This is a genomic window from Rhizobium etli 8C-3, from assembly GCF_001908375.1.
In the GTDB taxonomy this organism is placed as follows: Bacteria; Pseudomonadota; Alphaproteobacteria; order Rhizobiales; family Rhizobiaceae; genus Rhizobium; species Rhizobium etli_B.
Genome location: NZ_CP017241.1, coordinates 1,129,037 through 1,149,998 on the forward strand (window position 1 = coordinate 1,129,037; position 20,962 = coordinate 1,149,998).

The window sequence follows — 20,962 nt, forward strand, 5'->3', positions numbered from 1 at the left end:
TCTGATTTCCATCGAAAGACTCTCCTTAAAGATTGCAGGCAGACCACAGGCGCCAAAGCTTTTGCCTACGGCAGCGTATAAGCGATCACGTAATCGCCGGGCTTTGTTCCCACCGACCCATGCCCGCCGGCAACCATGACGACATATTGCTTGTTGTCGCTGGTCGTATAGGTCATCGGCGTTGCCTGGCCGCCGGCGGGCAGACGCGCTTGCCAGAGCTGGTTGCCGTTGGTGGCGTCGTAGGCGCGAAGGTAGTTGTCGACGGCAGCGCCGAGAAAGGCGATGCCGCCCTTGGTGAGTATCGGCCCGCCGATACCCGGCACGCCGACCTTGAAGGGTAGCGGCAGCGGCGTCATGTCGTGCACGGTGCCGTTCTTGTGCATATAGGCGATCTTGCCGGTCCGCAGATCGACGCCCGCGACATAGCCCCATGGCGGCGCCTGGCAGGGGATTTGCAGCGGGCCGAGGAGCGGTCCCATGAACACGCCGTAGGGCGACCCGTCATTGCGGTTCAGTCCCTGCTCGCTGCCCTTTTCGTCCTGCCCGCGCGGGGGAACCTCGGCGGCCGGAACGAGCCTTGAGGTGAAGGCGAGATAAGTCGGCATGCCGAACATGATCTGCCGCTCCGGATCGACCGCGACGCTGCCCCAGTTGAAGGTGCCGAAATTGCCCGGATAGACGATCGTTCCCCCTATCGAAGGCGGCGTATAGCGGCCCTCGTATTTGTAACGGTGAAAGGCGATGCGGCAGGCGAGCTGGTCGAGGAGCGTGATCCCCCACATGTCCTTTTCCTTCAGCGGATCGGGTGAGAAGGTGAGGTCGGAGATCGGCTGCGTCGGCGCTGTGTGGTCCTCGGGGATCGCACCGCCCGGTGCCGGGATTTCCTTGAAGGGAATGATCGCCTCGCCGGTGCGCCGGTCGAGGACGTAGATGTCCCCCTGCTTCGTGGGGGCGACGAGAGCGGGAACGACGCTGCCGTCCGGCTTCGTGATGTCGACGAGAACGGGCTGGGCCGGTACGTCCATATCCCAGAGGTCGTGATGGACGAACTGCTGCACCCATTTCAGCTGGCCCGTATTGATGTCGAGTGCCACGACGGAGGAGGAGAATTTTTCGACATTGGCGCTGCGGTTCATGCCGAGCTGGTCCGGCACCTGGTTGCCGAGCGGGATATAGACGGAGCCAAGCCCTTCGTCGACACTGAAGACGGACCAGCTGTTCGGCGAGTTGGTGACGTAGGTCTGGCCCTCGGGAAGTGGTGCGGTCTGATCCGGGTTGCCTGAATCCCAGTTCCAGACGAGTGCGCCGGTGTTGATGTCGAAGGCGCGGATGACGCCGGATTGCTCCTGGGTAGAATAATTGTCGTTGACCGCCCCGCCAATGATGAGCTTGCCGGCGACCGCGACCGGCGGCGAGGTGGAGTAATAATAGCCGGCCGGGTTGTATTTCATGCCGGTCTCCAGCTGGAGCACGCCGTTGTCGGCAAAGCTTTCGCAGATTTTGCCGTCGGATGCATCAAGCGCGATAAGCCGCGCATCGGAGGTCGGTAGATACACCCGCGCGGCGCAGGGCTGGCCGGCGGCGACGGCCGGATCGGCATAGTAGGTCACGCCGCGGCAGGTCTGGTGCTGCCGGTCCGGGTTCATGCCGGAGTTGGCGTCATATTTCCATTTCTCCTTCCCGGTCTTGGCGTCGAGCGCGATCGCCCAGTTGTGCGGTGTGCACAGATAGAGCGTTTCGCCGACTTTGAGTGGCGTCACCTGATAGGTCGTCTCGCCGACGTCGTCCGGCCGCTTCACGTCGCCGGACTGGTACTGCCAGGTGACCTTCAAATCCTTCACATTATCCTTGTTGATCTGGTCGAGCGGCGAATAGCGCTGACCGAAAGGCGTGCGGCCATATTGGTGCCACTCGCCGTCAGGCACATTGCCGCCGAAGCGCGGCGCGGCCGCCACGACCTCGTCGGGAAGATCGCCGGCAAGATCATGCGGATCGGTCGTCATCGAATAACCGGCAACGAGAATGGCGATGATCACCGGCACGGCGAGTGGCCAAGGATTGGCAGGGTAGGGAAGGCCGCTCGGGCTCGAAAAGCCGAGCGGCCTCCGGATCTGCGGCGTCAGCAGCCAAAGCCCGAGCAGAATGATCATTCCGCCGCGCGGCCCGAGCTGCCACCAGTCGAACCCGGCTTCCCACACCGCCCAGACAAGCGCTACGGCAACCAGCGCCGCATAGACCCAGAGCGCCACGGCGTTGCGCATGAAAAGTAGCGCTGCGGTGATGAGGAACATCAATCCTGCAAACAAATAGAAGACGCTGCCGCCGAGCATCACGAGCCAAAGCCCCCCGCCGCTGAGAGCCAGTCCGATGATAAGAAAGAGGATGGAAGTTATAACGATCGCCATAAAAGCCGGTCTCCCGCTAAGGTGAGCTGGGCATGGTGGGATGGGGACAATTCCGCCGAATCAGCGACTTAGGGCGAAGGGACTGTCCTTCAATGGCCACATTTGACGCAGGAAGGCATGGATGGCCGGCGGTATCGGCTCGCATGCAACGCTTCTCGTGGCGGCCATCCCCTCTCCATCTTGCCGGAGGTGGCCGACAGGCGCCATGGTGCAACAGGCACCTCCTTGAGCGCCAGTCATTTCACGATGAAACGCGCTATGGCTGGATTCTACTGGCAAGCACAGGAATGAAAAAGGTGAGGATTGCTCACCTTCTCAAGGCGCCTGTCCTTTCTGCTTCTTGGCTACCGAAGCGGGAAGCTACAACAAACCCGGCTTCTCGTTTTCAAGACACGCGCAGGCGTCGTATGCGTTTGCATCATCCGAGACGGGAACTGCGATGCCGCTCCGGCATGGGATGCGGCTGGGGTGGAGGCCCTAACTATGCGTCGCTTCGGCCTTCCGCCAGATGCCAGGCAGCATTCGCGCATCTCATGTCGCGGCCGGTCTGACCAGGCGCTGCGCGGAGAAATATCACGTCCCGCAAAACGTCTGCAGCACCCGCTCTTGCGGCTTCGGCGGCTCCATATAGGCTGCAAACATCGGCTGGTCGTCGTAAGGCTTGGAAAGAACCGTCAGCAGCGTCTCGAAGAGCGTGAAGTCGCCATCGTCGGTTGCGGCAACGATCGCCTGCTCGATGCGGTGATTGCGCGGGATGAACGCCGGGTTGACCTTGCGCATCGCCTCTGCGCGTTCGGAAGGTGATTGCAGATCGCGCCGCAGCCGCTCGCGCCAGCGTGCCAGCCATTCGCCGCAGGCCTCCGGCTCGCGGAAGCTCGCGGTAAAGGCGGTCTCGACCGCATCGTCGCCGCCAAGCGCAGAAAGCCGCCGGAAGGCCAGCGTGAAATCCGCCTTACCCTCCTGCATCAGCGCCAGCAGCGACTGAATCAGGTCCAGATCGCCGTCCTCTTCCGAGACGAGCCCAATCTTGCGGCGCATGCCGGAAAGCCAATGCGCCTGGAACCGCTTGCCATAATCCGTAATGACGTCGTTGGCGCGTTCGACAGCCGTGTCCTGATTCACATCGATCAGCGGCAGCAGCGTCTCGCCAAGGCGCGCAAGATTCCACTGGCCGATGCCAGGCTGGTTTGCATAGGCATAGCGACCGTGATGGTCGATCGAGGAGAAGACGGTTGCAGGATCATATGTATCCATAAAGGCGCACGGCCCGAAGTCGATCGTCTCGCCGGAGACTGACATGTTGTCGGTATTCATCACGCCGTGGATGAATCCGACATGCAGCCAGCGGGCAATCAGCGCCGCCTGCCGCTCGCAGATCGCTTGGTAGAGCGCAAGATATCGATTTTCGGCAGCCTTCAGCTCCGGGTAGTGCCGCTCGATCACATAGTCGGCGAGAGCCTTGATGCCGTCGGCATCGCCGCGGGCCGCGAAGAACTGGAAGGTGCCGACGCGGATGTGGCTACCCGCAACACGGGTCAAGACCGCACCCGGCAGCACCTCTTCGCGATAAACGGGCTGACCGGTCGAAACTGCGGCAAGGGCCCGTGTGGCCGGAATACCGAGCGCATACATCGCCTCGCTGACGATATATTCGCGAAGCACCGGCCCGAGTGCTGCACGCCCGTCGCCGCGGCGTGAGAACGGTGTCTGTCCGGCGCCCTTCAGCTGGATGTCCCGTCGCTTGCCGTTGCGGTCGATCACCTCGCCAAGCAGGATGGCGCGGCCGTCGCCGAGCAACGGCACGAAGCCGCCGAACTGGTGCCCGGCATAGGCCATGGCCAGCGGTTCGGCGCCTTCCGGCAAGAGATTGCCGGAAAAAATCGCCGCACCCTCGCGCCTCAGCAAATCCACATCGAGGCCCAGTTCGGCGGCGAGTTCCTCGTTCAGCTTGATCAGCCACGGCTCGGCCGCCTGGGACGGTTCCTGCCGCGCGAAGAAATGCTGCGGCAACCGCGCATAGCTGTTGTCGAATGGAAAGGCGCACACGGGCGCAGCTTTTTCAAGAACAGAGGTCATAGGCCATAGGTAGGGCCGTGCAGCCGAGCATGCAAGCCGCACGGCAGCCTGCACATCTGCCGGCGGTCAAGAAGCATGAACCGGCCCTGGTTTGTCGGGAACGGCTGGCTGATCGGCAACATGCGCATGATACCCATTCGGACCGATGCCGATGTCCTGCAACAGGTGACCGTCGAGGCCCTCAAAGGGTATCAGCCCAGCATCGAAAAGCTCGAAGGCTTCGTGCTGATGCTTGTGCTTGTGGCTGAAAGCATAACGCACTGCTTCCTGGAGCAGGTGGCTCGGCCGCCATTGTTGGATCAAAACCATTATTATACCTCATGCGCTCACTGCTTGCGGCGGTAGGCAGGCTTCGCAGATTGCCGTAACATGCCGGTGATCGGTGCCGCAGCAGCCGCCCAGCACGCGCAGATGCGGCATGCGCGACAATAGCCTCCGGTAGCGGTTGCCGAGATCGATCGGGTCGCCCGCGTCCAGCATCTCGCTGTCGTCGAGCTCGGTATGGCTCATCATCGAGGCATTGGCGCGGATGCCGTAGATGCGCTTCACCCAGCCGCTGTCATGATCAAGTGCGGCCTCGAAATGCGTCGGATGCGCACAGTTGATCATATAATAGACTGGGGCGCCGCCGGTCGCCCAATCCGTCGTTTCGATCGCATCCTGGATGCTGCGCCCGGTCACGAGCCTACCATCCGTTTCCACGGTAAAGGAGATCGCCGACGGCATGCCATGGGCCTTGGCGGCGCGGGCAACGCCGATCGCCTCGTCGATATTGGTGAGCGTGAAGGCCGTTACCATGTCCGCCTCCGTCCCGGCGAAAGCCGCGATCTGGGCGCCGTGATAGTCTTCGGCTTCTGAAGCGTTCATCGCGCCTGCTTTGTAGCCGTCGCCGCGCGGGCCGATCGCGCCGCTGAGGACGATTGGCATTTGCGGCCGCTCGTATTCGCCTCTAAGTCCGGCGAGCAATTCGACGGCGTCCTCGTTTGCAGCCTTCAGCGCTTGCGGTGAATAGCCGAGCCTGTTGCCCCAGTCGGCGTTGGCGCGCCAGGTCGCCGTGTCGAGCACGAAGCCGATGCCGTGCTGCCGTGCGATATCGAGATAGCGCCCGTAGTATTCCTTCAGCTTCCTTCGTCCTTCCGGCGAGGCGAGAAGGACAAAGGAAGCGAAATGCGGAAGCTCCATGCCCTCGTGGAAGATCAGCGTGGTTTCCATGCCGCCGTCGGTGATGAACGTGCCACCGTTTAACTGCGGCAGTCGGTCTCTGTATTTGCTCATCGGTGGGTCCGCCCTCGTTTGACCGGTCAGCGCGATCGATCAGGTGCGATTTCTCCTCTTTTAGAGCCTGCTAAACTAGCCGGCTTGCGGTATACTGGTTGCGATTTCCCGAGTTGACGTTTGAAACCAATCGGTTGGGAAGATGAGGCGGCATGGGTGATGCGTTGAGCCGCGATGAAAACTGTACCGGCGGTACAGGAGGGGCTGATGCGCAAGGGCGAGGAAACGAGAACCCGCATTCTCGATGTGGCGGAGGCAGCCGTACTCCTGAAGGGCTTCGGCGGCACCTCCATCGAGGAGCTGATTGCCGAGACCGGCATTACCAAGAGCGGATTTTTCTATCATTTCAAGGATAAGAACGAGCTCGCGAAAGCACTGCTCAAACGCTACATCGAAAACGACGAGCGGATCTACGACGAGATCTTCGGCCGCGCCCGCGACTTGATCGACGATCCGCTCCAATCCTTCCTGCTAGGCCTCAAGCTTCTGTCCGAACTGCTCTCAGATCTGCCGAACGGCCATCCCGGCTGCCTCGTCGCCACCGTCTGCTACTACGAACGGCTTTTCGACCGTGAGATACGGGAGACGAACAGGAACGCGGTTCTCGCCTGGCGCCGCCGCTTCCGCGGCATGTTCGAAGAGATCATAGCCGTCTACACGCCGCGCGAGCCGGTGCAAATCGACCAGCTCGCCGACACGGTCTCCTCCGTCCTGGAAGGCGGCATCGTACTGTCGAAGACCCTCAAGGAACCGAACATGCTTGCCGAGCAGATCCTGATGCTCAGGATGTTCGTCAAGCTGCTGTTCCAGCCCGCCTTGGAGGTGTCGAGGGCGTAGGATTAGCGAGAGGCGGCGGATGTGGCCATAGCGTGGGGCTTTGCGGTAGAGAAGCTCTCGGGCCTTCCACATTCTCGCTGATCTCCGGGCTTGTTACGGTGATCCAGCCACGGCGCGTCTTTGCCAGTGACGTCTTGTTTGAAGGTGTCTCTCGCGTATCCAGCGGGAACAATATCACCGAAGCGTGCGCACGGCGCAGCCTCGAGATACATTGCGGAACGTCTCACCCACCATCTTCCATCGCCGCCGCCATCTCGGCCAGCTTGCGCACGGTTTGAGGTTCCGCGACGTTCCCGCGTTCAGCGCTTTAAGCTTGAGCTTCGATTTTCCGGAGCCGATCGGATAGTGCACGTAGATCTCGCGCCCGGCGACCTTCGCCTCCTCGCCGTCCGGCGCCGCCATATTGTCAAGGGCATTCTTGGGGGCAGCCTCGGGCAGGAAGGTCACCAGCAGGAAATTCGGCTTGGCATGGGGAAAGGGCGCCTCCTCGACGATCTTCTGCAGTTCCTTTCGGCTGCGGATCATCACGCCTGGCTTCTTGCCGAATTTCTTCGCCAAGGCCTCGTCCAGCCGCCTTTCGACCGTCGCCTCGGTCTCGGCCGAGCTGAAAACCACATTGCCGCTCTGGATATAGGTCTCGACGTTGGAAAAGTTCAGCCCCTCGCAGATCGCCTTGAGCTCCGCCATCGGCAGACGGCCCGTGGCGCCGACGTTCACGGCGCAAAGCAGCGCTACATAGACCGGCATGGGACTGCTCCCTTTCATGATTCGGTATCGGGACAGGCGCCCGCCCGGCGCCCCTCATATCCGTGCTCGTCAGAGGCGCCAGCGCGCCCAGGTTCCTGAGGCGCAGGACGAGGGCCATTCACTGCACCGGCGCGCCGTGGTCAGGTTGCCGTCAAATGGAGAGGAATGAAGGAAGGCAACGTGCGTGCCGTCTTCCGCCGCCTACACCTTCCCCGCTACCTTGAGTGCAAACGCATACTCAAAGGCGATCTCCTCCAGCCGCTGGAAGCGGCCGGCGGCGCCGCCGTGGCCGGCATCCATGTTGGTCTTGAGCAGGACCGGCGCTGCGCTTGTAGACTTGTCGCGGAGCTTGGCGACCCACTTTGCCGGCTCCCAATAGGTGACGCGGGGGTCTGTCAGGCCACCGAGTGCGAGGATCGGCGGATAGGCCCTCTCGCTGATGTTGTCGTAGGGCGAATAGGACGCGATCTGCTCGTAATCCTCGCGCCTTTCGATCGGGTTGCCCCATTCCGGCCATTCGGGCGGCGTCAGCGGCAGGCTGTCGTCCAGCATGGTGTTCAGCACATCGACGAAAGGAACGGCGGCGATAATGCCTGCGAACTTTTCCGGCGCCATGTTGGCAATGGCGCCCATCAGCATGCCGCCTGCCGATCCGCCCTCGGCGACGATCTTCGCGTAGGACGTGAACTTCTGTTGATTCAGATAGTCAGCGGCGGCGATGAAGTCCTTGAACGTATTGGTCTTGAAGGCCATCTTGCCGTTCTCGTACCAGGCAAAGCCCTTGTCCTTGCCGCCGCGGATATGGGCAATGGCATAGACGAAGCCGCGGTCGGCGAGCGACAGGCAGTTGGTGTTGAAACCGGCCGGAATGCTGATGCCGTAGGCGCCGTAGCCATAGAGCAGGCAGGGCGCCGAGCCGTCGAGCGGCGTATCCTTGCGGTAAAGGAGAGTGACCCGCACCTGCTCGCCGTCCCATGCCGGCGCAAAGACGCGCCGCGTGACGTAGTCGTCCGGATTGTGGCCCGAAGGCACCTCCTGTGTCTTCAACAGCGTCCGCTCGCGCGTCATCATGTTGTAGTCGTAGAGCTGCGAGGGCGTCGTCATCGACGAATAGGAGAAGCGGATGACGTCGGTGTCGTATTCGGCAGCGCCCTGCAGCCCGAGCGAATAGGCTTCCTCGGCAAAGGCGATCGCGTGTTCCTCGCCGGTCTTGCGATCGCGGATGATGATTTGCGGCAGGCCGTCCTTGCGCTCCAGCCATAGCAGGTGGCGGGCATAGGCCATGTGGTTGATGATCAGCGTTCCCGGCTTGTGCGGTACGACCTCGCGCCAGTTCTCCTTGCCGGGATTGTCGACCGGCGCCTCCATGATCTTGAAATCCTTGGCGCCGCCGTCATTGGTGAGGATGTAGAAGACATCGCCGCCTTCCGTCAGCGTATATTCGATGCCTTCCTGGCGCCTGGCGACAAGCTTCGGCTCCGCCGCCAGATCCTTGGTCGAGAGCAGCCGGTATTCGCTGGTTTCGTGGTCGTGAATGTCGATGAAAATGAAATCGTCAAGCAGCGAGCCGCCGACGCTCATGAAGAAGCCGGCATCCTTTTCCTCGTAGACGAGCCGGTCCTGGCTCTGCGGCGTGCCGATGATGTGGTGAAACACCTTGGAGGGGCGGTGGTTCTCGTCGAGCGCAGAGTAGAAGAAGCTCCTGCCGTCCGGCGCCCAGACTCCGCCGCCGCCGGTGTTCTCGATCACGTCGGGCATGTCTGCCCCGGTTGCAAGGTCGCGCACCTTAAGGGTGAAGAATTCCGATCCCTTGTCGTCATAGCCCCAGATGGCGCGGCTGTGATCAGTCGAGTGATCGAGGCCGGCGAGCCGGAAGTAGGATTTGCCGACCGCCTCCTTGTCGCCATTGAGCAAAACGGTGCGGATCGTCTCGTCCTTGAAGTCGCCATCGCGCGGGATCCGGAAGTAGCGCGGCTGTTCGCCGCCGGTAACGAAGAATGTGCCGTAGGCGTGAGCGCCGTCCTTCATGGGCACTGAGCTGTCGTCCTCCTTGATGCGGCCGCGCATCTCGGCAAAAAGCGTCTTCTGCAGTGGCTTTGTATCTTCCATCGCCGCGTTCATATAGGCGTTTTCCGCCTCCAGGTGCCTGCGGATCTCGGGGTCGAGGAGTGAGGGGTCCTTGAACATCGCCTGCCAGTTATCGGCGCGCAGCCAGGCATAATCGTCCGATCGGGTGATGCCGTGGCGGGTATCGGAAACGGGCTTCTTGGTGGCTGAGGGCGGGGTCGGCAGGTTCTTGAAAACAGGCAAGGAAAGGCTCCGGATCGGAATTGCGGGGTGGAGAAGAGATAGAGTTGGAGGCGGGCTGGATCAAGCGTCAAGGATCGCCGATGACCCCTGCGGCAAATCGGAGCCTTCCTCACGTTGCCTTGATGTCACCACATTGTTTAACAAAGTCCGCTACCGTCGCGCGGAATTTACGCCTCGTTTCGGCTTGGGCTGAGGGCCACGACCGGGCGGATTCTGCCATGAGCACAAAGAGGAATTTGCCCGTAATGCCGAAATGTCTGGTCCTGTCAGTGTCCCTCGTCAGCTTTGCCTCTTGCGCCTTCGCCGTCGATCCCGCCATCAAGAAGCAGCTGGAAAAACTCGATCCCGCCACCCGCCTCGAACAGAGCTGCGATACCGAAGCAATGAGCCGCATCAACAAGGACAAGACCGGCTTCAGACCGGACAAGGTGATCGCCTACACCTTCAAGGACCCGATTCCCAGCGACGACAAGCTCGAAGCCCCCGGCGCCGTCTTCCGCAGCCAGGGAGACTGGTATCACCTCTCCTACACCTGCATCACAGGCCCCCAGCACATCAACGTGCGCGAACTGCAATACGAAATCGGCGAGAAAGTGCCGCGGGAAAAGTGGAGCACGTATTACTTGTATGATTGAGCGGCTGCCGTGTTGGCCCCTTGCTGCCGATATCGAAAGGATATTGGCAGGACGGGCACTAGGTGGCGGTTCTTCCGAAAAAGCTCGATGACGGCAGCAACTGGAGCCGTCTTTTGATTTTCGTTTTCGCTTGGATTTGATCCTCACGGCGACTGAATCGGGCTCATAGGTTGGAACGACGGTCTCAAGCCCGGTCCCGGTAAGAAGTATGCCGCCACGCTTCCACGAGCGCGCTCATCTCGCAAGCAAATCCGCTGCTCCGCCAAAACGATAGAGGGGTAGGGTAATGGGCATAAACGGCCATCGCCCCACCCCGTCACTTCGGCAATTGCGGCAGCACTTTCTCCTCGATGAACAGTTCATCGACGATGGTCATGACGATCAGCGAAAGCGGCAGGGCGAGCATGGCGCCGACGGCACCCCACATCCATGTCCAGAAGATGATGGCGACGAAGACGATGAAGGGATTGATTTCCAGCCGACGGCCCATGACGGCGGGAAATACCAGATTCTCCATGACGAGGTGCACGATGAAGAAGGCGGCCGCCGGTATGAGGCCGATGATGATGCCGTCATGGATGAGGATGCCCGCGACCGCGATGGAAAACGTCATCATGGTGATGCCGAGATAGGGAATGAAGCTCGATAGGAAGGCGAAGAAGCCCCAGAGTGCCGGCGCCGAGAGCCCGCCTGCCCAGGCAATCATCGCCATGATTACGCCGAGCGCCGCATAGATGACCGAGGCGGTTGCAAAATAAAAGCCCAGCACCTGCTCGACGGAGCCGATGACGCGGATGGCCGTGAGCCGCTGCTGGCGGGTGCGGAAGGTGAGGATGATCGCCTTGCGCAGGCTGACGCGCCCGGAGAGAAAAAGCAGCAGGGCCGCAAAGAAAATCAGCGCCTGCACGAGCGCCGGCGTGAGGTTCGTCGTCACCACATGCAGTACGTTGCCGGTGTTTTCAAGCAGCGCATTGATCGAGACCGGCCCACTTTGGAAGCTTGCCGGGGTAATGCGCAACCAGCGTATCTGCTCCAGATAGGGCATGATCCGATTGATCGTTTTCTCGATGAACGCAGGAGCTTCGTTGGTCAGCGTCGTCAAGGGTCCCGAAAGCGAGCTGATGACGAAGAAGATGACCAGTGCCACGGCGCTTGAAAGGATGATGGCAACGGTGACGCGCGGCACGCCGAGCTTGCTCAAATTTTCCGCCGCCATGCCGAGGATCATGCCCACCACAACGGCGAGCGTGATAGGGATCAGGATCAGCGACATCTGGTAAAGGACGGCAAGGCCAAGGATCGCGAAAATCCCGATGATCGCCCAGGCCATGCTGACATCGAGCGCATCCTTCTGGACGCGGTGCGCCGGCGCCTGCGGCATCTCTTCCGTCGCGGTGGTGAGGGTGTCTTCCAGTGCGCTCGTCCGCCGCTCGCCCATTGCGATCTTCTTTGCTTGTTTGCGGATGCCGTTGGCAAAGCCCATTTATGGAATGTCCCCGAAAGCCTCATTGGCCCGGACCGGAAACGCACGGAATGCGTGGAGGTTCCCGCCAGGGCCCGGGCGTGTCGGATACCCAGTTTGGGCAAATTGACAATCGCGCCGCCTACTCGGAATAGTTTGCCAGGCTGGTCTTTCCTTGGTGGATTGGAGGGTGCCATGCGCAAGGCCGATATGCAGAAACTTGATGGACTCGTCGAACGGCTGGTCGGTGATGTCGGAGCCGCCGTCTCCGGCGCGCTCGTCGTCCTTGGCGATGATCTCGGTCTGTTCAAGGCCATGGCGGACGGCGAGCCCCGCGATGTGGCGCGCCTGGCGAAGGAGACCGGGCTCAACGAGCGCTATCTCCGCGAATGGCTTTCTGCTATGGCCGCGGCCGACTACATCACCTATGACGACGGGACCGAGCGTTTTTATCTCACGCCCGAGCAGGCGATGGTGTTTGCGCAAGAAGACAGCCCCGCCTTTTTCGCCGGCGCATTCCAGGTGACGCAGTCCATGTGGATGGACGAGCCGAAGATCGCCGAAGCTTTCCGCAGCGGACAGGGCCTCGGCTGGCATGAACATAGTGTCTGCCTCTTTCGCGGCACCGAACGCTTCTTCCGGCCCGGCTACAACACGCACCTGATTTCAAGCTGGATACCGGCCCTGAACGGCGTCGAGGCGAAGCTCAAGGCTGGCGCCAAGGTCGCCGATGTCGGCTGTGGCCATGGTGCGTCGACGATCCTGATGGCGCAGGCCTATCCCTCCTCGCGTTTCTTTGGTTTCGATTACCATGCTCCCTCGATCGAGAAAGCCAGAGCCGCGGCCGAGGCGGCAGGCGTCGGTGACCGCGTCACCTTCCAGCAGAGCACCGCGGCCGAATTCGGCGCGCACGGATATGACATGGTCGCAATGTTCGATTGCCTGCACGACATGGGGGACCCGGTCGGTGCCGGCCGTCATGTCAAGGAAACGCTGGCGCCCGACGGCACCTGGTTGATCGTCGAGCCATTTGCCCACGACAATCTGAAGGACAATCTCAATCCGGTTGGACGCGTCTATTACGGCGCTTCGACGATGATCTGCACGCCGGCATCGCTCTCGCAGGAGGTCGGCCTCGGCCTTGGCGCCCAGGCGGGCGAGATGAGGCTCAGGAAAGTAGCGCTCGACGCCGGCTTCTCGCATTTCCGCCGGGCGACGGAAACGCCGTTCAACATGGTCTTCGAGGCGCGGGCTTAGCGCCTCGAGGAAAGGAGGACCGCTTCAGGCCGAAAGCGTCAGCCCGATGCCCCACGGATCCTTGAGGAACACGCCGCCGTCGCGCTTTGCGCTTTCGATTTCCAGCCGGTCGAGTGCCGCCACCGCATTGTCGAGCGCCACCTTATCGTTGAAGCGCAGGGTGTATTCGGAAAGGCCGGTCATGCCATCGGCGCGGGTTCCGGCGCCGCGGCTGTTCCAGATGTTGGCGGCGATGTGATGGTGGTAGCCGCCGGTCGCAAAGAAGCTCGCGCCGGGATAGCGCGCCATCAGCTTCAGGCCGAGGACGTCGCGATAGAAGGCATCGGCCAAAGGAATATCGCCAACCTGCAGATGGATATGCCCGATCGCGGTGCCGTCGGCCATGCCACCCCAGGCATCGTCCGGCGCACTGTCGTAAAGCGCCTGCAGATCGAGGCGGATCGTTGCCATCTCGACCTGGCCGTCCTGGTGGAATTTCCAGACCTCGTGCGGCCGGTCGGCGTAAATCTCGATGCCATTGCCTTCGGGATCGGAGAGATAGATGGCTTCGCTGACGAGATGATCGGAAGCGCCGTCGAGAACGACGTCCATATGCGCCGCATGGCGCAGCCAGCGGGCAAGTTCCGTGCGGTTCGGCATCAGGAAGGCGGTGTGGAAGAGGCCGGCCGCATTGCGCGGAGCGACCTTCGCCTTGCCGTCCGTCGCCAGCGTCAGGAGCGGCAGACCGTTGACGCCCAGCACCTCGCCGCTTGGCGCCTTTTCGATCACCTTGAGGCCGAGCATCGACTGATAAAAGCTCGAGACCAGCGCCAGGTCGGTCACGACCAGATGCGCCTGGCCGACATAGGCAGGGCGGCTCAGCGCATAAGAGGTTTCGGTCGTCATAGATCTATCTCCTGCCATGGTAGAAAAAGGCGCACCGGCGGCGGCAGCGAGAGCGCTGCCCGTGGCAAGCTCGAGAAATGTTCGCCGGTCCATTTCGCCTCTAAGTCCCTCGAGCCACCGTACTTGTCCTTTATATGGCGGATTCCGATTGTTCACAGAAGATCTGTTTTTGAGGATAAAGCGTTGAACCCTTGTTGACGATCGCTTGTGCCCACTTGAACCTGTTTACCGCGCGTTATCTTCCTTTGTAGGCAAGCCCGCTGTGGAGGAAATCATGTACAAGAAGATCATCGTCCCTATCGAAATGGGCACGATCGAGAGGGGGGAAAGGGCATTCCGCAAAGCCGCGACGCTGCTCGATGCCGGCGGCCAGATCATCCTGCTCAATGTCGTGCAGGACGTGCCGACCTATATTGCCGTCGACCTCCCCCCTGAACTGATCGACAATGCGATCGATGATGGACGTGCGCAGCTTGAGCAGCTGCGGCTGAAGACCGCTATCCCGGCGAAGGTGGAAATTGGCCGCGGCCCGCCGGCACACGGCATCCTCGCCGCCGCCGAGGCGCATCAGGCCGACCTCATCATCATCGCCTCGCATGTTCCGGATTTCTCGAACTATTTCATCGGTGCGACAGCCGACCGGGTGGTACGACACGCCAAGTGCTCGGTGCTGGTGGATCGGTAAGGATTAAAGCGTTTCATGAAGTTTTACCGCGCACGGTGCTGCCGCCTGTTGCGCCACCGGCCGTTCAGTGAGAGCATCGGCAGGTCGAGGAATGGGTGTGCATGAATGGGCGAGTTCAACGGCATTCGCTGGGCTTACGACAGGTATGAGCTGATCGCTGATGGCATCGTGCACGGCGTCGGCCTGGCTCTCGCGCTCGTCGGTGCAACCGTGCTGATCTTCTATGCGACGGTCTGGAGCTCCTACGGCGAGATCGCGGCCGCCTGGATTTACGGCGTCGGCCTCGTGCTGACACTCGGCATTTCCTTTTCCTACAATGCCTGGCCAGTCTCTCCCACCAAATGGTACCTGCGCAGGCTCGATCATTCGGCGATCTTCATCCTGATCGCCGCGACCTATACGCCGTTCCTTGAACGTGGTGCCGACGACCCGCTGCTGTTTGCCATGCTGATTGGCATCTGGGCGATGGCGGCGGCCGGCATCTTCCTGAAATGCGCCTTTCCGGGCCGCTACGACAAACTTACGATCCTGCTCTATCTCGCGATGGGCTGGAGCGGCATTCTGGTTGCCGGGCCGGTCGCCTCGCGCATACCCTTTGCTTCGATGCTTTTGATCGTCATCGGCGGCATCATCTATTCGGCCGGCGTAATTTTTCACGTCTGGGAAAAGCTGCGCTTCCAGAACGCCATCTGGCACGGCTTCGTGGTTGCCGCCGCAGCGGTACATTATTCGGCCGTACTCACCTGCTTCAGCATGGGCGCGGCCAGGCTCTGATCGTTCTTTCTTCGCGCCAATTCGCCGTTTACATCGCCGAAGGGCGGGCGTATGCGCTTTTGCCGAACGAACGGAATGGACATGACATGACCGACGCAGTCCTCTTGCGCGACGCCACCGAAGCCGATCTTGCGGCGATCCTCGACATCTACAACCACGCTGTCCAACATACGACGGCGATCTGGAACGAAACCCTCGTTGATCTCGAAAACCGGGCTGAATGGTTCCGGGCGCGCAAGGCGAGGGGCTTTCCGGTTCTGGTCGCGGACAAGGCCGGGCAGGTGGCAGGCTATGCCACCTACGGCGACTGGCGGGCCTTCGAAGGCTATCGCCATACGGTCGAGCACTCCGTCTATGTCGACAAGGACTGCCGCGGCAGGGGCATTGGAAAGCTTTTAATGCAGGCGCTGGTCGAGAAGGCAAAAGTGGACGGCGTCCACGTCATGATCGCCGGTATCGAGTCGGAAAACGTCGCTTCGATCCGCCTGCACGAGAAGCTCGGCTTCCGCGTCGCCGGCACCTTCTCCGAAGTCGGCACCAAGTTCGGCCGCTGGCTCGATCTCACCTGCATGGAACTCAGGGTTTCGAAGTGAGCCTCGTCACGGCGCCTAACTTGCGGCAATGCCCGATGTTGGATGCGGGCGAGACAATGAAACCAGGTGGTCCGATCGTCTCGGCCGGGCGGTCGATCGCATCGCGAATTGCCGGCCGTGGTGATGAGGCGCCGTGCAGGACCTATTTCACCGGCTCGAACACCATGGAATGTCCGTTGATGCAGTAGCGCAGGCCCGTCGGTGGCGGGCCGTCGGGGAAGACGTGGCCGAGATGTGCATCGCACCTGCTGCAGCGAATTTCCGTACGGACCATGCCGTAGGAGCTGTCGCGATGCTCCGTCACGGCATCCGGCGAGACCGGTTCGAAATAGCTCGGCCAGCCGCAACCGGCATCGAATTTGGTATCGGAGCGGAAGAGCGGCGCGTTACAGCCGACGCAGCGATAGAGGCCGGTCTCGAAGCTGTCCCAGTAGGGGCCGGTAAAGGCGCGTTCCGTGCCGTGCTGTCGCGTGATGCGGTATTGCTCCGGCGTCAGGTGCTCTTTCCATTCTGCATCGGTCTTGCGGACCTTGGCGGTCGTGGTGTCGGACATCAGGCATGCTCCTTTCGCGCCGGAGGGGCGATTCCGTCTTGGCCAGAATGTGGGGCGCAAGACAGGCGGGATCAAGGCAAGCGGAATCAAGACAGGGCGGATTGGCCCGGCGCTCATCTTCTAATGCGGCCCCTGAAATTTCTCCAAAGGCCTATCCAGTGTGCAATCGCGATTTCGCGCAAAGGCTGCTTCGTTGCAGAAGGTCCCTCGTTCCTCGCGGAGCGGGGGAATGCCTGGGCTGGGGGCTAATCCGCGGGATTAGGAATTCCGCTAATCCGAATTGATGGTTTGATCCAGACGGCGCCGTTAACGTACTCTCAACGACGGCGACTGATGCCAGGCGGGGGATATGGACGTGTTCATCGTTGTTCTGCCATGGGCGGCCTATTTGCTTGTGGCTGTGATTTTTCTGACGATGACTTTGCTGGAAGGCTGGGCCCATCACGACGGTTGGACGTTGGCCCGCCTTTCAGGCGCCGTGGCATGCATTTTCTGGCCGCTGACGGCGGTTGTCCTGCTGGTTCACATACTTGCTTCTGCCGCAGCGCTCCGCCAGGCCTGATCGGTCCGCCTCCGATCATTCATCAAAACCTCCTGCGAAATTGCTTGAGGGCGCTTGCCGATTACCCTAAGTTCGCGCCAACGCATCACTTTCTGGCAATGAGGAGGGGACATGGCCGGTGTCACTGGTCTGACATTTTTGGCCTTGTGCCTGCCGCTTCTCGGCGCCTTGCTTTCCCCTTTCGTCATCCGCCGCCTCGGCGCAAACGGCGCCTGGCTGCTGGCGGCCGTGCCGTTCCTGTCGTTCCTGCACTTGCTCCGCTTCATACCTGGCGTGGCCCGCGGCGAGGTGGTGACCGGCGGATATTCCTGGGTTCCGAGCTACAATGTGAACTTCTCCTGGCTTCTGGACGGCCTCTCGCTTACATTTGCGCTGTTGATTACCGGCATCGGCACGTTGATCGTCCTTTATGCCGGCGGTTACCTGAAGGGACATCCGCAGCAGGGGCGCTTCTTCTCCTTCATCTTTCTGTTCATGAGTGCGATGCTCGGCGTCGTCGTCTCGGACAGTTTCCTGATGTTCTTCGTCTTCTGGGAGCTTACCTCGATCACCTCCTTCCTGCTGATCGGCTTCGACCATGAGCGGGAGGCGGCACGGCGGGCGGCACTTCAAGCGCTGGTGGTGACCGGTGGTGGCGGGCTTTGCCTGCTGGCCGGCCTCATCTTCTTGTGGAACATCACCGGCGTCGCACAGATGTCGCTGCTTTTTCCGTTCGCCGATGTGGTGCGCGGCAGTCCATATTATCTGGCAGCGCTCGGTCTCGTGCTGTGCGGCGCCTTTACCAAATCCGCGCAGTTTCCATTTCACTTCTGGCTGCCGAACGCCATGGAAGCGCCGACGCCGGTATCGGCCTACCTGCATTCCGCAACCATGGTGAAGGCTGGCGTCTACCTCCTGATGCGGCTTAACCCGGTGATGGGCGACACCCCGGCCTGGGAATTCCTGCTGCCGTTATTCGGCGGCATGACCCTGGTTGCCGGTTCGGCACTCGCCATTGCACATGCCGACCTGAAGCTGAAGCTCGCCTATACGACGGTTTCTTCGCTCGGCCTTCTCGTCCTGCTTACCGGTTTCGGTTCGCAATACGCCATAAAGGCCGCGGTGCTTTACCTGGTGGCGCACTCGCTCTTTAAGGGCGCACTTTTCATGATCGCAGGCGTCCTCGACCATGAGACAGGCACCCGCGACATCACGAAGCTTGGTGGTTTGCTGAGCGCCATGCCGCTGACCTTCGCGATCGCCATACTCGCCGCGATCTCGATGGGCGGCCTTCCGCCCTTCTTCGGCTTCCTTGCCAAGGAGGAGATCTACGCAGCGCTCGCAGGTGGCAACCTGCGCTCGCTGGTGTTTACCGCAGTCGCCATCTTCGGCAATGGGCTGATGTTTGCAATTGCCTTTTCGGTCGGCTTGAAGCCCTTTGTCGGTCAGCCGGCCGAAACGCCGAAACACCCGCACGAGGCACCTGTCCTGCTGTGGCTCGGGCCTGGAATTCTTGCGGTGCTTGGGCTTGCTGGCGCGATCTTTTCCGGTGTCACGCATCACTACGTCTCGTCGCCCATGGCTTCGGCCGTTCAGGGGGGTGCAATCGACGTTGCGATCTCACCGATGCCGCATCTCGGCCTCCCGCTTGCGCTTTCTGCATTGACCGTGATCCTCGGCGTTGGGGTCTACTGGAAGATGGGGCAGGCCCGGGCGCTGATGGTGTCTTTCCTGCAGGCGGCAGGGCCGGGGCCGGACCGAGGCTTCGACAGCTTCATTGCCGGGCTCGTCCGCCTTGCCTGGCGCCTCACCCGCATCGTCCAGCCGGGGCGGCTGGAAATCTACGTAACCTGCACCCTTGTCTGCCTCGCCCTTGTTCTCCTCGTGCCGCCGCTGATTTACGGCGAACTGCCGTCGGTTTTCGTCTGGCCGCGCGACGTCCAGCTCCACGAATGGGCGGTCTTCCTGCTCGCCGTGATCGGCCTTGCGGCAGTGCTTTCGGCCCGCGACCGGCTGACGGCAATCATCTCGCTTGGCATCCAGGGTTTTTCCGTGGCGTTGATCTTTCTGCTCTTCGGAGCGCCGGACCTTTCCTTCACCCAGTTCATGGTCGAGACGCTGTCCGTCGTCATCCTGGCGCTCGTCATGACGAGGCTCCGCCTCTCGCCGACCGACCCGCGTCCGCTGCTCCAGCGGCTTGGCGACGGCTCGATCGCGCTTGCCTGCGGCCTCGGCTTTTCGCTGCTCCTGATGCGAGCGACGGAGGGGCCGTTCAATGCGGCGCTGACGGATTTCTTCAACACCTATTCGAAGACTATCGCCCACGGCGCCAATGTCGTGAACGTCATCATCGTCGATTTCCGCGGAACCGACACCCTCGGCGAGATCGCAGTCGTCGCCATCACCGGCCTCGCCATCATTGCACTGATCCGCATGCGGGCGGGGGGAGAGCGCAAGCTGGTCGCGCATGATCCTGACCGAGTGGAGGTGGCGGAGTGAAAGGCGTTTGTTTCCACCTCCTGGGTTTCCATTCCGGCAGGCTTGAAATGCCAGCTGCCGCGGTCTGGATACGGCATTTTCTCAACCGCCCCCGTTCCCATGCCTGTCGATGGAATCCAGCGCGCCCAAGGACTTGGGCGCGGGTTGCTCATTCAAAAGGCGGTCCATTCACGGCGCTCGCGCGCCGTAGCCACATTCCTGCGGCGAGCACAGGGATGCGGGGAGCATGGCATGAGCGCTGGAGGCAAAGGCGGCGCCTCGAGCGGGGTTCAGATCGCCGAGGCGGCGCACGCGGGGGTCATCCTTACGGACCCTGCGGCTTCGCCTTCCGGCACTTTAGGATGAGGGACGGTGAGGAGGTGCGGTTTGCCTTGCGCGTCGCATCGTCCGGCTTGATGAGCGATGCAGTTAACCTCTCCCGCCGGTCGCCGCCAAGGGGAGCACCCACCCGATGAACACCCTCATCTTCCGCACCATCGCCCCCTTCCTCGTCGCGCTCATGCTGCTCTTTTCGGTCTTCATCCTGCTGCGCGGCCACAACGAGCCGGGCGGCGGCTTCATCGGCGGGCTTATCGCCGCTTCGGCACTGGCGATCTACGGCATCGCGGGCGGGGTGCCGGCTGTGCGCCGGGCGATCCTCTTTCATCCGCTGTCGATTGCCGGCGCCGGGCTGATGATGTCGGCGGTCGCCGGCCTGATCTCGATCGTCGCTGCCGTGCCCTTCATGACCGGTCTTTGGGTTTATCCCTCGATCTTCGGCGTCGAGGTGCCGCTGTCGACGGTCATGCTCTTCGATATCGGCGTCTATTTCGTCGTCGTCGGGGCGATCACCGCCATTGCGCTGGCCCTTGAGGAAAGGGAGGCAAAGTGATGGAGCCGCTTTTTGCGATCCTTGTCGGCCTGTTCTTTTTCGCCGCAGTGTACCTGCTGCTGTCGAAATTCTCGATCCGCATCATGCTCGGTATCGCGATCCTCGGAAATGCCGTGAACCTGCTGCTTTTTACCGCCGGCCGCCTGACGCGCGAGGTACCGCCGATCATTCCGGCGGACCTCGACGCGCTGCCCGCCGGTGCCGCCAATCCACTTCCGCAGGCCCTCATCCTGACGGCGATCGTGATTTCCTTCTCGTTCCTCGCCTTCCTGCTGGTGCTGACCTACCGCGCCTATCAGGACATCGGCACGGACAACACCGACGAGATGCGCGTCGCCGAGCCCGACGATCCGCCGCTTCCGCCAGTGGGGTATTGAGATGAGGATGGTGCAAATGATAACCCCCCTCCGTTCTGCCGGACAGCTCCCCCACAGCGGGACGGATCGACTGATGGCGCTGGCTTCTTCCAGTAGCTTGCTGCCGGCAGCGAGAAGGTGGCCGCAAGGGTTGGACAAGGGGCGAGGTTCGGCATTTGGTGTGCGTGGCTTGCGCGCCGG

The 20,962-nt window shown here is 61.6% G+C and carries 18 protein-coding genes and 1 pseudogene; 10 read left to right on the forward strand and 9 right to left on the reverse strand.

The window, feature by feature from the left end:
* Window positions 1-65: 65 nt before the first annotated feature.
* From AM571_RS05690 to AM571_RS05705, 4 genes are all read right to left on the reverse strand, one after another.
* Window positions 66-2,405 (reverse strand): glucose/quinate/shikimate family membrane-bound PQQ-dependent dehydrogenase, encoded by a 2,340-nt coding sequence (locus AM571_RS05690; RefSeq protein ID WP_074060574.1) that lies wholly within the window; start codon window positions 2,403-2,405, stop codon window positions 66-68.
* 573 nt (window positions 2,406-2,978) lie between these two features.
* A complete protein-coding gene (locus AM571_RS05695; RefSeq protein ID WP_074060575.1) occupies window positions 2,979-4,481 on the reverse strand; it encodes a protein adenylyltransferase SelO in 1,503 nt (500 codons plus the stop codon).
* Between the two features lie 66 nt (window positions 4,482-4,547).
* Complete coding sequence (locus AM571_RS05700; RefSeq protein WP_074060576.1) at window positions 4,548-4,790, reverse strand: hypothetical protein; 243 nt, start codon at window positions 4,788-4,790, stop codon at window positions 4,548-4,550.
* Window positions 4,791-4,799: 9 nt separating this feature from the next.
* Complete coding sequence (locus tag AM571_RS05705; RefSeq protein WP_074060577.1) at window positions 4,800-5,756, reverse strand: homocysteine S-methyltransferase family protein; 957 nt, start codon at window positions 5,754-5,756, stop codon at window positions 4,800-4,802.
* A gap of 207 nt (window positions 5,757-5,963) precedes the next feature.
* Here AM571_RS05705 and AM571_RS05710 point away from each other — a divergent pair, with 207 nt between their 5' ends.
* Window positions 5,964-6,593 carry a TetR/AcrR family transcriptional regulator gene (locus tag AM571_RS05710; RefSeq protein WP_074060578.1) on the forward strand — a complete coding sequence of 210 codons (630 nt, stop codon included), beginning with the start codon at window positions 5,964-5,966 and terminating at the stop codon, window positions 6,591-6,593.
* 223 nt (window positions 6,594-6,816) lie between these two features.
* Here AM571_RS05710 and AM571_RS05720 read toward each other — a convergent pair.
* Both AM571_RS05720 and AM571_RS05725 read right to left on the reverse strand, forming a co-directional pair.
* A pseudogene (locus tag AM571_RS05720) lies at window positions 6,817-7,340 on the reverse strand (DUF1697 domain-containing protein).
* Between the two features lie 201 nt (window positions 7,341-7,541).
* Window positions 7,542-9,650 (reverse strand): S9 family peptidase, encoded by a 2,109-nt coding sequence (locus AM571_RS05725; RefSeq protein WP_074060580.1) that lies wholly within the window; start codon window positions 9,648-9,650, stop codon window positions 7,542-7,544.
* Between the two features lie 245 nt (window positions 9,651-9,895).
* Between AM571_RS05725 and AM571_RS05730 the strand changes: the two genes are divergently transcribed.
* Complete coding sequence (locus AM571_RS05730; protein WP_074060581.1) at window positions 9,896-10,285, forward strand: DUF930 domain-containing protein; 390 nt, start codon at window positions 9,896-9,898, stop codon at window positions 10,283-10,285.
* 316 nt (window positions 10,286-10,601) lie between these two features.
* Here AM571_RS05730 and AM571_RS05735 read toward each other — a convergent pair whose 3' ends face one another.
* A complete protein-coding gene (locus AM571_RS05735; RefSeq protein ID WP_074060582.1) occupies window positions 10,602-11,768 on the reverse strand; it encodes an AI-2E family transporter in 1,167 nt (388 codons plus the stop codon).
* A gap of 174 nt (window positions 11,769-11,942) precedes the next feature.
* Here AM571_RS05735 and AM571_RS05740 point away from each other — a divergent pair, with 174 nt between their 5' ends.
* Window positions 11,943-13,004 carry a class I SAM-dependent methyltransferase gene (locus AM571_RS05740; protein ID WP_074060583.1) on the forward strand — a complete coding sequence of 354 codons (1,062 nt, stop codon included), beginning with the start codon at window positions 11,943-11,945 and terminating at the stop codon, window positions 13,002-13,004.
* 24 nt (window positions 13,005-13,028) lie between these two features.
* On the opposite strand, the gene AM571_RS05745 is transcribed toward AM571_RS05740, so the two are convergent.
* On the reverse strand, window positions 13,029-13,889 hold the full coding sequence (locus AM571_RS05745; RefSeq protein WP_074060584.1) for a VOC family protein: 861 nt from the start codon (window positions 13,887-13,889) through the stop codon (window positions 13,029-13,031).
* Window positions 13,890-14,163: 274 nt separating this feature from the next.
* On the opposite strand from AM571_RS05745, the gene AM571_RS05750 reads away from it, so the two are divergent.
* From AM571_RS05750 to AM571_RS05760, 3 genes are all read left to right on the forward strand, one after another.
* Window positions 14,164-14,574: a universal stress protein gene (locus AM571_RS05750; RefSeq protein ID WP_074060585.1), complete on the forward strand. Its 411-nt coding sequence runs from the start codon at window positions 14,164-14,166 to the stop codon at window positions 14,572-14,574.
* A gap of 105 nt (window positions 14,575-14,679) precedes the next feature.
* Window positions 14,680-15,348 carry a PAQR family membrane homeostasis protein TrhA gene (gene trhA / locus AM571_RS05755; protein ID WP_074060586.1) on the forward strand — a complete coding sequence of 223 codons (669 nt, stop codon included), beginning with the start codon at window positions 14,680-14,682 and terminating at the stop codon, window positions 15,346-15,348.
* Window positions 15,349-15,434: 86 nt separating this feature from the next.
* On the forward strand, window positions 15,435-15,941 hold the full coding sequence (locus AM571_RS05760) for a GNAT family N-acetyltransferase (protein WP_074060587.1): 507 nt from the start codon (window positions 15,435-15,437) through the stop codon (window positions 15,939-15,941).
* A gap of 142 nt (window positions 15,942-16,083) precedes the next feature.
* On the opposite strand, the gene msrB is transcribed toward AM571_RS05760, so the two are convergent.
* Window positions 16,084-16,494: a peptide-methionine (R)-S-oxide reductase MsrB gene (gene msrB, locus AM571_RS05765; protein ID WP_074060588.1), complete on the reverse strand. Its 411-nt coding sequence runs from the start codon at window positions 16,492-16,494 to the stop codon at window positions 16,084-16,086.
* Window positions 16,495-16,849: 355 nt separating this feature from the next.
* Between msrB and AM571_RS05770 the strand changes: the two genes are divergently transcribed.
* The 4 genes from AM571_RS05770 (at window position 16,850) to AM571_RS05785 (ending at window position 20,782) form a co-directional block, all read left to right on the forward strand.
* Window positions 16,850-17,056, forward strand: a complete 207-nt coding sequence (locus tag AM571_RS05770; protein ID WP_237358572.1) for a hypothetical protein — start codon at window positions 16,850-16,852, stop codon at window positions 17,054-17,056.
* 111 nt (window positions 17,057-17,167) lie between these two features.
* Window positions 17,168-19,534 carry a putative monovalent cation/H+ antiporter subunit A gene (locus AM571_RS05775; RefSeq protein ID WP_074060590.1) on the forward strand — a complete coding sequence of 789 codons (2,367 nt, stop codon included), beginning with the start codon at window positions 17,168-17,170 and terminating at the stop codon, window positions 19,532-19,534.
* A gap of 451 nt (window positions 19,535-19,985) precedes the next feature.
* Window positions 19,986-20,405: a Na+/H+ antiporter subunit B gene (locus AM571_RS05780; protein WP_074060591.1), complete on the forward strand. Its 420-nt coding sequence runs from the start codon at window positions 19,986-19,988 to the stop codon at window positions 20,403-20,405.
* Window positions 20,405-20,782, forward strand: coding sequence for a Na+/H+ antiporter subunit C (locus AM571_RS05785; protein WP_074060592.1), 378 nt, complete (start codon window positions 20,405-20,407; stop codon window positions 20,780-20,782). Before AM571_RS05780 ends, AM571_RS05785 begins: the two co-directional genes overlap by 1 nt.
* Window positions 20,783-20,962: the final 180 nt, after the last annotated feature.